This is a genomic window from Bacteroidota bacterium (genome assembly GCA_016722565.1).
GTDB lineage: Bacteria > Bacteroidota > Bacteroidia > 2-12-FULL-35-15 > 2-12-FULL-35-15 > 2-12-FULL-35-15.
In genome coordinates, this window is record JADKIU010000007.1 from 476,615 (window position 1) to 490,613 (window position 13,999).

General features: G+C 37.3%; 7 protein-coding genes. 3 read left to right on the forward strand and 4 right to left on the reverse strand.

Annotated elements, in window-relative coordinates; translation table 11 throughout:
• Positions 1–42: 42 nt before the first annotated feature.
• The 4 genes from IPP64_16935 to IPP64_16950 all read right to left on the reverse strand — a co-directional run bounded on the left by IPP64_16935 (position 43) and on the right by IPP64_16950 (position 6,720).
• Positions 43–3,513 carry an efflux RND transporter permease subunit gene (locus IPP64_16935; GenBank protein MBL0331048.1) on the reverse strand — a complete coding sequence of 1,157 codons (3,471 nt, stop codon included), beginning with the start codon at positions 3,511–3,513 and terminating at the stop codon, positions 43–45.
• Between the two features lie 94 nt (positions 3,514–3,607).
• Positions 3,608–4,711 carry an efflux RND transporter periplasmic adaptor subunit gene (locus IPP64_16940; GenBank protein MBL0331049.1) on the reverse strand — a complete coding sequence of 368 codons (1,104 nt, stop codon included), beginning with the start codon at positions 4,709–4,711 and terminating at the stop codon, positions 3,608–3,610.
• 36 nt (positions 4,712–4,747) lie between these two features.
• Positions 4,748–6,094, reverse strand: a complete 1,347-nt coding sequence (locus tag IPP64_16945) for a TolC family protein (protein ID MBL0331050.1) — start codon at positions 6,092–6,094, stop codon at positions 4,748–4,750.
• Positions 6,095–6,105: 11 nt separating this feature from the next.
• Positions 6,106–6,720: a TetR/AcrR family transcriptional regulator gene (locus tag IPP64_16950; GenBank protein MBL0331051.1), complete on the reverse strand. Its 615-nt coding sequence runs from the start codon at positions 6,718–6,720 to the stop codon at positions 6,106–6,108.
• Between the two features lie 259 nt (positions 6,721–6,979).
• On the opposite strand from IPP64_16950, the gene IPP64_16955 reads away from it, so the two are divergent.
• The 3 genes from IPP64_16955 to asnS all read left to right on the forward strand — a co-directional run bounded on the left by IPP64_16955 (position 6,980) and on the right by asnS (position 13,961).
• The gene (locus tag IPP64_16955; GenBank protein MBL0331052.1) at positions 6,980–9,592 is read left to right on the forward strand and encodes a T9SS type A sorting domain-containing protein; all 2,613 of its coding nucleotides are present in this window, start codon (positions 6,980–6,982) and stop codon (positions 9,590–9,592) included.
• Positions 9,593–9,602: 10 nt separating this feature from the next.
• A complete protein-coding gene (locus IPP64_16960) occupies positions 9,603–12,431 on the forward strand; it encodes a T9SS type A sorting domain-containing protein (GenBank protein ID MBL0331053.1) in 2,829 nt (942 codons plus the stop codon).
• A 96-nt stretch (positions 12,432–12,527) separates the two neighbouring features.
• Entirely contained in the window at positions 12,528–13,961 is a 1,434-nt protein-coding gene (gene asnS / locus IPP64_16965) for an asparagine--tRNA ligase (GenBank protein MBL0331054.1), read from the forward strand.
• Positions 13,962–13,999 lie beyond the last annotated feature (38 nt).

Here is a 13,999-nt window from a genome sequence, read left to right on the forward strand (position 1 = left end):
TCGAAAAAAAAAGGCTCCACAAGATGTGAAGCCTTTCGATTATTAATAGTCTAAATTACCATATTCTAATTTTGTGCCTCTCACATAAAGAATAAATCGCATCAACAAAACAAAGAAGGGAACGTACATCAATGCAGCAGATAATCCCATGTATTTTAAAACGATTTCTGATTTACGTTTTAATCGCTCCGACATCAGGTACATAGCAGGAACCAAAAGTAATGTAAGGAAAGTTGCAAATGCTAAACCGAAAATCATCGTCCAAGCAAGCGGTCCCCAAAACACAACATTATCTCCACCAAAATATAACTGAGGGTTATTTGATGCAAATAAGGTTTCAAAATCCATATTTAAACCAACTGCTAAAGGAATCAAGCCTAATATTGCAGCTGTTGCAGTAAGAATTACGGGTGTCATACGTGTTCGTCCAGCTTCCACTGTAGCGTCCCACAAACTCATTCCTTGTCCTCGCGCCATTTCGGCAAATTCAATTAGCAAAATCCCATTACGAACAACAACACCACCCAATGCAATAATTCCGACACCAGTCATGACAATACTCATATCCATCTTAAATAAGGCCGTTCCAATTAACACACCTATGATACTAAACAAAATTTCAGATAAGATAATTAACGGTTTACCAACGGCATTAAATTGGAGTACCAAAATCAAGAGCATTAGCGCAATGGAATAAAGTAAAGCTGTTCCAAGAAATGCACCCGTTTCAGCTTGCTCTTCTTGTTGTCCGGTGAGCGCAACAGTAACTTTACCAACGGGAACATATTCGGCAAGCGCCTTTTTCACAACACCCACCACTTCGTTTTCATTAAATCCGGTAACAACATTAGATGACAATGAAATGACCCGCTTTTGCATTTTACGTTTAATTCCACCGTAGGTATTACTGTATTCTACAGTAGCAAATGAAGACAATGGAACACTTCTTAAAATACCACCCATGTTCATATCACGGAAAGTAATTTTTAAATTCCTCAATGCTTCAATATTGTTTCGTTGATCATACTTATATCGTAATTGAATTGGATACTGATCATTTTCATCTCTGAACTTACTTATTTCAGAACCAAAAACAGCATTTCTTATTTCCATCCCGATAGTTGCAGTACTAATTCCCTCACGATTTGCTCGTTCACGATCAATGTTAAATACAATTTCCGGTTTAATTGTTTCAAAATCGGATTTAATATTTACAACCCCTTCAATTTTTCGTTTATCCAAAAATCTTTTTAATTGAATTGAGTTTGAAACCAATTCATCAAAATTATCTCCGGTTATTTCGATATTTATTGGTTTAGAAACTGGAGGTCCCGCTTGTTCTTTTGAAACAGAGATTTCAGCTCCAGGAATATTCCAATTCATTTTTTGAAGTTCTTCCAAATATTTTGATGTCGATTGCCCATCTCGATCTTTGAAGTCAACAAATGAAATAGCAATTTTACCTCTGTTTGGATAATCACTTTGATCTTGATCCTGCGGATCTGTAGTTTGTTTTGTAACGTTAGTAATGATTGATTTTACAATTTTGTTAGAATCTCCTAATACTTGATTCACTTTACTTTCAGCAATTAGCATTGCTTTATTCGTCTGAATCGGATCTGTTCCAACAGGTAATTTCAAATAAACATAAACAAAGTTGGGATCTCCTTGCGGGAAGAAAACCACCTTTGGGCCACGTACAGTAAAAAAGATAAGTGAAAGCACAAATAATCCAAACACACCAATCAACGCTAATCCTGGGCGTTTCAAGAATCTTGTTAAAAATTTAACATAACGTGTTTGAAATGCTGGCCATGTTTTCGTCTGAAATTTTTCAAAAATTCCATACAACACAAATTTATTTAATAAATAAAAGCCGAGAATAAAGAAGGTTAAATTTCCGGTGGCATGATGTCCTTGCATATGAATAAATAGGGCAAGAACAACAAATCCAATAACAGTAAACGTAGTGTTTTTTGTCCATTTCTCTTTGTGATTTGCAATATGTGGCTTCATAAAGTCTACTGCAAAAACAGGATTAACGATGTAAGCAACTAGCAAGGAAGCGAGCAATGTAACAATCAGTGTAATGGGCAGGAAAAACATAAATTTACCGATGATTCCATTCCAGAATAAAAGCGGAACGAACGGAGCAAGAGTTGTTAATGTTCCGCTCAATACAGGCATGAACACTTCTCCGGCTGCCATCTTTGCTGCCGTTTTAATATCCACTTTCCCATTATCAAAAATCCGATGTGTATTTTCAATTACTACCACAGCATCATCTACAACAATTCCGAGTGCGAGTAAAAATGCGAACAATACAATCATGTTCATTGTATAACTGAAGTCGAATGCTCCTCCAATTGCCGGCATAGCCCAAAAAGCAATGAACATGGAGAGGGGAACTGATGCTGCAACAAACAATGCATTGGTAACGCCCATAAAGAACATTAAAATAAACGTTACCAAAATAAATCCAATAATAATGGTATTAATAAGGTCATGAAGCGTGCTTCTGGTTTTTTCCGATTGATCACCTGTAACGGTAACTTTCAGATCTGTAGGAAAGTCCTCTTTCTTCATTGTTTCCAACAGCGCAGTAATTTTATCAGAAGCATCAATTAAATTTTCTCCGGATCTTTTTACAATATTCAGAGTAATAACATTTTTACCTTCCAAACGGGCATAACTTTCTTGCTCTTTATTTCCATCAATAACATCCGCAATATCCTTTAAATAAAGTTTTGCTCCTGTTCCTGAGGTAACGATAATATTTTCAATTTCTGAAACAGATTTGAATTCTCCTTTGATAGAAATATTTCTTTTCATTCCATCCATCGGCACCAACCCACCAGAAAAATTCATGTTTTCATATTGAACTGCACGCTGAATGTCACCTAAAGACAAATTAGCAGATTGCATTTTATACATGTCAACATTCACTTGAATTTCTCGTTCCAAATCTCCAACCATAATTACTTTAGAAATCTCCTTCATCCCTTCAATCTTATCTTTAACACTCTCTGCATATAGCTTAAGTTTGTTCAGATCCATTTTTCCTGCCAGATTCACATACATAATTGGCAACTCTGAAAAGTTAACTTCCATCACATTTGGCTGACGTGTAAGATCTTTTGGAAGATCCATTGCTGCTTTATCAACAGCATCCTTTACCTTTTCCTTTACATCCGACACTTTCATGTTGGTATTAAACTCTACCATAATTACAGACACATCCTGTAATGAAGTGGAGTTCAACTTTTTCATCCCAGACAAGCCTTTCAATTGTTTTTCAATTGGTTTGGTAACAAGGTTCTCAATGTTCGTAGGAGAGTTTCCTAAGTAAACAGTATTAATATATATTGTTGGGACAACAATTTCTGGAAAGCTCTCTTTCGGAAGACTGTTGTAAGAAAAAAGTCCTGCAATCGTGATAAAAAATGTAAGTATGTAAATACTGATTTTATTATCAATCGCCCAACTGGATGGTTTAAATTCTTTAAATTTCATATTTCTATTTCTTTTGTCGTTTACCCATTTTGTGCAGAGAATTCAGCACCAACAAAGAGGAAAACAGGCTGTTAAATTTTATTTTAGGCAAGTTTTATTTTTTATAAATAATCGCATCGTCTTCATTAACGATATCATAACCTAGCGTAAGCAAAACATCTCCTTCTTTCAAACCAGAAACTACTTCAGCTTTTCCATTATATGTTTTTCCGATTTTCACCAATTGTTTCTTAGCTGTGTTTCCTTTTGCTAAATAAACAAACTCCTGATTGCTTTCATCTTTTTGTATGGTTCGAACAGGGATTAAAATTTCAGGTTCAGATGATTGATAGTCGTTAATGCTCAATTTAGCCACCATGTTTGGATGATACTCTTTTTTATTATCCAGCAATACTTCTACAGAAAAAGTTCTGCTTGCATTATTAATCGCACGCGATACAAAATCAACCTTTGTAACAATAGAATCGTTTGTGTCCGGAAAATGAATTACCACTTCATTTCCTTTTTTAATTTTAGACGCATACGTTTCTGCAACATCTGCTTTTACTTTTAGGTTCGAATAGTTAATCACACGGATAGCAGGATTCTTAGCAACGGCTTGTCCGAATTTAATGTCCACTGCATCTACCGTTCCATTGATTGGGGAAATAATTTTGGTCATGCGCAATTGTTCTTGCATTGCAGCCATCTTTTTTTCCATGCTTTCTTTATTTGTTTTTGCTTGAAGGTATTGTACTTCGGTTCCTATTTTCTGTTCCCAAAGATTTTTTTGTTTTTCAAAAATCTGATTTACTAAATCTGAATTTGTTTGCAAATCTGATATTTGTTGGTTAATCGCACGAGCATCCGTTTCAGCAAGCACCTGTCCAACACTCACCTCATCACCAGTTTTTACATTGATTTTAGTAATCGTACCTGGCATTTCAGTACTCAATGCAACATTTTGATCTGCATCCACACGCCCTTGAACATCAATATAGTTTTTAAACACTTCTGCTTTTAGTGTCATTACGGCAACAGCAATTCCATTTTTTGCTGAGTCTGCCCCAGTATTCAACTCCGCTTCCAGTGCAGCAATTTTTGCTTTAATGTCTACTTCCTGTTTTTTCAAATCTTCCAGTTGTGCTTTTTTATCTTCACCTGAACCACAAGCAATTAATAACAAAGTAAGGGTTGGTATCAATAATAATTTTTTCATCTTTTTAAAGTATTATATCGTGTTTAATGTTTTTAGTTATTTAAGATTTCCGTTTGCTTTATCAAAATCAATTTTTGCGACAAGTGCATCAAACAGTGCATTAAAGTAATTTGTTTGTGCTTCTTTCAAACTGGTTTCAGCAGTAATCATTTCCAAATTCGAACCAACGCCTTGCTCATATTTCAGTTTCGAAACGCGCACTACTTCTTCTGCGATGGCAATGTTCTTTTTCTGATTTTCTAAAGACATGGCTGCATTTTTCAAAATGGAAGTTGCAGATGCTAATTCGAGGTCAATTGATTTTTTAATAAAATCAACATTGTTTTCTGCTTTCAAAACAGAAAGTTTTGCTTGTTGATTTTTATAATGTCTCTGAAACCCAGTAAAAATTGGCAACGTTACTTTTGCCCCAATAACACCCGTTGGATACCATTGTTTGTCGGTATCAAAAATATCAAACTCATTTCGCTGAGCAGCGCCACTCACACTTCCATAAGCAAATGCAGTTGGCAAGTAAGAAAATCGTTGACGTTTCAAATCCAATTTTGCTAACTTATATTGTGAATCAAATAAACTGTACTCAACACGTTTCTCGTAATCAAATTTTTGGGTAACCGCATCAGATAGCACTTCTAATTTTACATCTGTTAGTTTATCTGTTAAAATAAGATTAGCGTAAATATCCATCCCCATTTGATATTTTAACAAATAGACACCCAATTGTAACAAGCGATCTACTTTTTCGCGCTCTGTCATTAAATTATTATAAGTAACAATCAGTCGGTCGTAATCCAACTTTTCAACAAAGCCATTATCAAGCAATGCTTTTGTGTCCTCCATTGTTTTTTTAATTCTAACAATCGTTGCGTCCATTAATTGCATGCGCTCCTGATTTACCAACACGGTATAATATGCTTTTGAAATGGTGGAAGCTGCTTCTATTTTTGTACGTTCCGTAGACTTTTTAGAAATTTCAACAAATGTTTTAGATGCTTTTACTCCTAAAAAATAATCTCCACTAAAGATTAACTGCGAGGCATCAATACCGGCTGTAGCATTGTATTTTGTTCCAAATTTCACAGCAGCAAATGTTCCCGGAGGGCCTCCAAAAAAATCAGCTGGGATAAGCGATGTGGGTAATTCAACGAAATTTCTTAAATCGAAACTCGAGGAAATTTGCGGCAAGCCCATTCCCATGATTTCGTTCACTTTTTGTTGAGCAATTTGTTCATCAATAATGGCATTTTTAACATCCTTTTGGTTTTCCAATGCATATTTAATGGATTGCTGTAATGAAAAAGAAAACGATGCACTGTCCTTCGTTTGAGCAAACGAATTCATTGTAAACAATGCCATTCCTAATATTATTACTATTTTTTTCATACGATATTGTTTTATTCTTCTTCGGTAAGTTGTTTATATTTATTAATCATTTTATGTCCTTTGAGTGTACAAATACCATGAAGAAAATGATCAATCATGGTTATTTGAACTTCCAGCATTTTAAATTTATCAGGTGGGAAAACATCTAGGTTTAGTCCCATCTCTACTTGTTCGATACGCATTCGAGCCAAAATTTTTGCATTTAAATCTGCCCGAACCAACCCTTCTTTGATGCCACGTTCTATTGAACTTTCCACCATTTTTGCCATACAATCATTTTTGAAATTTTTGAATTGTTTCCAGGCGTTGGGGTGGTACTTTTGTAAATCGTAAAAAATATTCGGATTTACTTTTGAAAACATTGCACCCATGTGTTTCATCATGTTAAACACCTCAACAATTACATTCTCTGATTCTTCCTGAATTTGTTTTAATTCACACTCATCTTCTTTAATTTTAACGCTCATTAATGTTTCTACTAATTCATTTTTGTCGCTAAAAAAAGTATAAATTGTTTTTTTGGATATCGCCAAATGTTTTGCAATATCATCCATTGTAACACTCTTAATACCATACTTAAAGAACAGCTCTTGTGCACCTAACAATATTCTGTCTTTTGTTTCCATTTTTCATTTTCTATTAAATCCGCGGCAAAACTATGGAAACATTTTTATTCCCAACGTTTCCATTGCATTATATTTTGTGAAAAATCGTAACAAATTGATTATCAGAATCAAAATCGGAAACTATTTTTAACAAAAATGTTTCCTGGAGCGCAGAGTTTCCCATTTTGTGTTCACCGTGCAGATGAGAATGTACACCTTTTTTATTTTTTACATTCGTTTAAAAGGCTTATTTTTAGCACGCAAAAAAAATGAAGTACACATGAAACAAACTACATTTCCCGGAAGAAAAATATTCATCCTTATTTTTCTTTTTATAAACTCCCTTTCATTTGCCCAAACATGGGAAATGGTTGACAATACAGGTTTCGGTTATAGTTCACTGCAAATAAGTGGATTAAAACCCTTTAAAGATCGTTTCTTTGCAGCCTGTGGTCATATAGGCACTCCCGGAGCTTTTATTTTCAGCTCTACCAGCGGTAACAGCGGAACATGGGGACAAGAGATGAACTATGCAACATTGATGAATGCAAATCAAATGAATACCTCTGTCCTCAACTCAACTACAGCAGCAGGAGGATGGTTACATGCCGGCACCAAGAACTATACTGATGGTCCTATCGTTTTAAAATCCTATGATGGTAGTGCATGGGATTCTTTGCCACACATACCATTTGTAAACCCGATTGGTAATTATTATGAAATATCAGCAATCACATATTTTACTTCCACAGGTGGTGACGACAGTATTCTCGTTGCTGTTAGAAATGGTACGGATGGTCCGGAAATCTGGAAAAATGATTATGCCGGAAGTGGGCCTTGGACAAACGTTTTAGATTTCGCTCCGGGAATGAGTACTGCCTTCACGGATATGGTTGTATTTAACAATAAAGTTTATGCTTGCACCGATGGAGCACTTATTTATGAATCTTCCGATGGAAACAACTGGGCGATGAATTTCCCCGCTGACACGGGCTTCAACGATATCGATAATAGTTCATTCACCGCAATGGAAGTTTTTCAAAATAAACTTTATGTATCTACATACAATACCACCGATGGTGCACAAATATGGAATACAGCCGATGGTATTACTTGGAATCCAATCATAACGGATGGATTTACAAATGGAGGCAATCTCTATGGTATCAATGACCTACTTGTTGCAAATGGAAAACTTTGGGTAAGTGCTTACAGCTGGATGTCAGGATTAGCTGCATTTGCTCCTCCTTCAGGCGAAACCAGAGGAGGCTCTGAATACACCTATGTTTATGCAACTTCGGATGGAACAACATTTATTAATTATAATAATGATGCCTTTGGAGGGACTAACAGAAGAGGTTATTTGGGATATTTTCAAAACTTTGTTTACCAAGGATCCAATAATTTCACTTGGAGTTGGGCTGAAGTATGGCGATTATGCCAAGCGCCAACACCAACCATCTCTCCTGCTTCAGGAGTGGCCTGCTTGGGCACACCAATTTGGGTAAATGATACTTTATACACCGCAGTTACAAATGATTGGTATGTGAATGATACCTTGCAATATTCCGGAACAGGTGGTTTTTATTTTACCCCAACTTTTTTAGGAACACAAACCATCAAATTAATTGAACGCAACGGAACTTGTGTAGATAGCACAACAACTACAATTACCGTTTATCCTATCCCGAACTCAAATCCGACTTCGAATCAACCGTATTGTTATGGAACAGAAGTCACACTTTTTGATACCATTTCAGGAGGAACAGGTCCTTATAGTGTACATTGGCACGATGAATTAGGCTTTAGTGCAACCGGTGTCTCAATTGTTGTGACAGCACTTACAAACTTTGATGTATATGCAACTGTTACCGATGCAAATGGTTGTGAGTCCAATGGTGTATTGTCAGGTTTTACAGTAACACCTAGCACTGATTTGTTCGGACATGTTAGTTATTCCGGAGGAAATGTAACCAGCGGAAACGCAGTTGCCTTTCGATTTAAATCCGGCTATTCGTATTTCGACACAATACAAGTTGCACCATTGAATGCCAGTGGCGATTATTTATTTACAGCATTAAACAGCGATAGTCTTTTAATCAAAGTATTTGCAGATACATTGGCGTATCCATTGCTTAATCCGACCTATTACGGAAACGAATGGGCTTGGGACTCTGCAACCGTTTTTATTCACGGTTGTAGTGTAAATGATACGGCAAACATTACGATGATTGAAGAGCTGGGCGTTGGATCCGGAATTGGTATGATTACGGGCACAATCATCGAAGGAGTTGGTTTCGGATCTTTAATGATGGCGAGTGGAGATGTGAGATTACCCGGAGAGCCTATTCCGGGGATTGATGTAAAACTTGGAAAAAATCCCGGTGGTGCGATGGTAACGAGTGGCTCGACAAATGGTTCCGGTGTGTACACATTTACCGGTGTTGATTTTAATACTGCTGGAGAATACTACACGGTGTATGTTGATATTCCTGGATTAGGAAGAGACTCCTCCTACTCTGTTACGGTGGATGCAACCAACAACCAATTTTACAATTTAGATTATTATGTGGATTCAACCACCATCTACATCGTTGGTTCAACAGTAGGAATAACAAATCCGGAAATGGCAGCTGAAAATAAATTTTCTGTTTTCCCAAACCCATCCAAAGGAACAGCCACCATTGAATATACTATAGAAAACGATTCGGATGTTCAACTTGAAATTTACAATGTGCTTGGTGTGAAAATTTCTTCTCTTGTAAATTCAACAAAAAAATCGGGAACCTATAAATACACCACATCGAATTTAAATTTAAGCAGTGGCATTTATTTTATATCCTTGCGTGCAAACAATAAAATCGGCACACAGCGATTAATCATTACTGAATAAATAGAACAACATGAATTACTCCAAAAGAAAAATTAGTTTTAAAATTGGATTCAGTGTAGCACTGATTCTTCTTTTTACATCGATAAAAATAATTGCACAACCACTCGCAGCGGATGCAGGTATTAATCAAACAATTTGTTCTGGCTCCAGCGCAACAATTGGTGGCTCGCCAACTGCAACTTTTGGGGCTGGTGGTTATACCTACTTCTGGTCACCTTCAACTGGCTTAAGCTCAACTACTGTTGCAAATCCAATCGCGTCACCTACAACAACAACAACCTACACCTTGCAAGTTACGGATGCATTATTGGCTGTAGCTACTGATGTAGTAACAATTACAGTTAACCCCCTTCCTGCTGTCGATGCCATACTAAGCACTTCTATTTGTAATGGGAATGCAACGTCAATTACTAGTTTCACAAGTACACCAGCTGGTGCAACATTTAATTGGACAAACTCTGATCCTTCAATTGGATTAGCAGCTAGCGGAACAGGTACAATACCCGCTTTTACTGCAACAAATACTGGATCAACCCCAGTAGTCGCTACTATTTCTGTAACAGCTACCTTAGCAGGTTGTAGCGGGCCTCCTTCGATTTATACAATTACTGTTAGACCAAGCCCTGTAGTTACTCCTTTGGTAAGTAGCGTGGTTTGTAACGGAGTAGTAAGACCTGCCACAAACTATACCAGCACTCCATCTGGAGCTACATTTATTTGGTCAAATACAAATACAGCAATTGGATTAGGCTCAGGGGGTAGTGGAAACACACCTTCCTATACTTCAACCAACACTGGTTCAACTTCAATAGGAGGTACAATATCTGTTACTGCAACATTAGCTGGTTGTACAGGTCCCACAATTAATTATTCTGCAACTGTAAAACCAACGCCAGTTGCAACTTCTACTCCTACAACTCAAACACGCTGTTCTGGTGTTGCTTCCAATTTTGTATTGAACAGCACAGTCGCAGGTACAAGTTATACCTGGACCGCTTTTGGATCTGGTGTATCCGGACATAGCGGAGGCAGTGGAACTGTTATTGCTCAAAGTGTAACAGCAACTACTGCAGGACCGGGAGGAGTAACCTATACAGTAACGCCAACAGCTGCAGGTTGTGTAGGAAGTAATATTACAACGAATCTAACTGTAAATCCGATACCGGTTGCAACAGCCACCACCTCTCCTTTAACAAGATGTTCCGGAGATACCGTTTCTTTTTCTGTGAGTGCAAATGTTCCCGGAACAACATTTACGTGGACTACCTTTGCAACCAATGTAACTGGAGCGGACGCTTCTGGAACAGGAACGTATGTGTTTGACACTTTAACAGCAACTACAGCAGCAGCAGGAACAATGGTTTATATTTTCACACCAGTTGCGGCAGGTTGTACAGGGAGTCAAGCTTTTCCTTTTGTTACTGTTAATCCCTATCCAAGTGCGACCTTTTCTTATGCGAGTCCGGCTTGCCAAAACACGCCAAATATTTTTCCATTATTCGGACCAGGAGCAAGCGCAGGAACATTTACAGTTTCACCAGCCGGTATTGTGATTAACCCTTCTACCGGAGAAATTGATTTAACACTCAGCACACCGGGCGGATACAGCATCACCAATACAATTGCTGCAGCAGGAGGTTGTCCTTCCACCAATTCAAATACCGGATTCACACTTAATCCTTATGTGGATCCTACCATTACGAATGTAAGCAATGTTTGCTCGAATGCTGCTCCGTTTAATCTTGTTGCGGCATCTACCGGTGGAACTTGGAGCGGAACAGGAATCACGAATAGTTTTACTGGAACGTTCGACCCTTCAATTGCGGGAATCGGAACACATACCATCACCTACCAATCTTCAGGTCCTTGCTTTTTCTTGTATACCGACACCACTGTAATTACAATTGCAGATGCTGATATCTATGGAAAAGTAACGTACAGTGGTGGTGATTTAAATAGTGGCACAAACACCGCAGTGCTTTTTAATTATTTAAGCGCTTATACCAGTTTTGATAGTATTCAAGTGAGCAGTATTGATGCAGCTGGCTATTGCCATTTCACCGCGATTCCACCGGGTGACTATTTAATTGAAGTGTTTGCAGATACCTTAGTTTATCCTTTAGCTGTTCCTACTTATTACGACAGTGAATATTTGTGGGATACCGCATTGGTTAAAACACATGGTTGTACAACGGATACTGCTGATGTATATGTAATTGAAGGAATTGTAACTGCCGGTCCTGGTATGCTGAGCGGACAAATCACCGAAGGCTTTGGTTTTGTTCGCTTACCAGGTGAACCCATCCCGGGGATTGATGTAAAACTTGGAAAAAATCCGGGTGGAGCATTGGTAACAAATACACAAACCGACCCTACCGGAAATTATGCTTTTAGTAATATTCCAATAAATCTACCGGGTGAATTTTACACGGTATATGTTGATATCCCTGGTTTACAAAGAGATTCGGCATACAATATAATTGTTACGGCAACCAATTTTGTATTCACACAATTGGATTATGAAGCAGATAGTGTATCTGTTTATCCATTATTTCCTTTAACAACAAGTATTGTAAGTGCAACCAACGAAAACCAATTTACTGTTTTTCCAAACCCGACAAAAAACAATACAACGATAGAATATACTTTAACAAAATCCGGCTTTGTTCAGTTAGAGGTGTTTGATGTTTTAGGGAAAAAACTGGAATCCCCAGTCAATACAGCGCAACAAGCCGGGAAACAACAAATCAATTTAAACAACCTTAATCCGGGTGTGTATTTTATTAAACTGAATATAAATAATCAATCACAAACAACACGTTTAGTGGTGGTAGATTAAAAGAACGACAAACAATCTAAAAGCCATCTTGAACATCGGGGTGGCTTTTTTTATTTTAGTACATTTGCACACCTATTTTAGGAAAAACAAAACATTATGGAAAGAACAAAAGTGAAAGCGCTGTTAGATTCAACAGCATACGGAACAGAAGTAAATTTAAAAGGTTGGGTGCGAACATTTCGTAACAATCAATTTATTGCCATCAATGACGGGTCTACAATTAATAATATTCAGGCCGTTGTTGACTTTACTTCAATGGATGAAGCATTACTAAAACGATTGACCACAGGAGCTGCTGTAAGTGTAACCGGTGAACTGATTGAATCGTTGGGAAAAGGTCAAAAAGTTGAGATTAAAGTCAAACAACTTGAAATTTTAGGAGACAGTGATGCAGAAAAATTTCCGTTGCAACCCAAAAAACATAGTCTGGAATTTTTAAGAGAAATTGCACATCTGCGATTCCGCACAAATACTTTTAATGCAGTTTTTAAAGTGCGTCACGCATTGGCGTTTGCCATTCATCAGTTTTTTAATGAGCGTGGATTTGTGTATATGCATACGCCCATCATCACCGCTTCCGATGCAGAAGGCGCGGGAGAAATGTTTCGCGTAACGACTTTGGATTTTGATAATACGCCCCGAACAGAAGACGGGAAAGTAGATTTTAAACAAGACTTTTTTGGAAAATCAACAAACCTAACGGTAAGCGGTCAATTAGAAGGAGAGCTTGCGGCAATGGCATTTGGTGACATTTATACATTCGGTCCTACGTTCCGTGCTGAAAATTCAAACACGACTCGACACCTTGCTGAGTTTTGGATGATTGAACCGGAAATGGCTTTTTACGAATTGAAAGACAATATGCAGTTGGCAGAAGATTTATTAAAATATGTTATCAAACATGCATTAGCAACTTGCTCTGAAGAAATTGATTTTTTAAAAAATCGATTGTTAGAGGAAGAAAAACAAAAACCGCAAGATGAGCGTTCTGAACTGGATTTAATCTCGAAATTAAATTTCTGTTTGGATAATAATTTTGAACGATTAACCTATACAGAAGCCATCGAAATTCTGAAAAATTCAACACCAAATAAAAAGAAAAAATTCAAATACCTTATTGAAAATTGGGGTGCTGATTTGCAAAGCGAGCATGAACGTTATCTGGTAGAAAAACATTTTAAGAAGCCGGTGATTTTAACTGATTACCCAAAAGACATCAAATCGTTTTATATGCGTCAAAATGATGATGGAAAAACGGTTGCTGCCATGGACATTTTGTTCCCAGGAATTGGTGAGATTATTGGAGGCTCACAACGTGAAGAACGATTGGATTTATTAGAAAAACGAATGGCAGAAATGCATGTTCCGGCTGATGAACTCTATTGGTATTTAGATACCCGCAGATTCGGAACAGCTCCACATGCCGGCTTCGGATTGGGCTTTGAACGATTAGTATTGTTCGTTACAGGAATGACAAATATCCGTGATGTAATTGCATTCCCACGTGCTCCAAAAACAGCAGAATTTTAATCAAAACGGGATCAAAATCTCTTAAGAAAAAACGTTCC

Coding starts and splice junctions, on each gene's coding strand:
- asnS (MBL0331054.1), top strand. CDS start 12,528: ATGGAAAGAACAAAAGTGAAAGCGCTGTTAGATTCAACAGCATACGGA.
- IPP64_16940 (MBL0331049.1), bottom strand. CDS start 4,711: ATGAAAAAATTATTATTGATACCAACCCTTACTTTGTTATTAATTGCT.
- IPP64_16945 (MBL0331050.1), bottom strand. CDS start 6,094: ATGAAAAAAATAGTAATAATATTAGGAATGGCATTGTTTACAATGAAT.
- IPP64_16935 (MBL0331048.1), bottom strand. CDS start 3,513: ATGAAATTTAAAGAATTTAAACCATCCAGTTGGGCGATTGATAATAAA.
- IPP64_16950 (MBL0331051.1), bottom strand. CDS start 6,720: ATGGAAACAAAAGACAGAATATTGTTAGGTGCACAAGAGCTGTTCTTT.
- IPP64_16955 (MBL0331052.1), top strand. CDS start 6,980: ATGAAACAAACTACATTTCCCGGAAGAAAAATATTCATCCTTATTTTT.
- IPP64_16960 (MBL0331053.1), top strand. CDS start 9,603: ATGAATTACTCCAAAAGAAAAATTAGTTTTAAAATTGGATTCAGTGTA.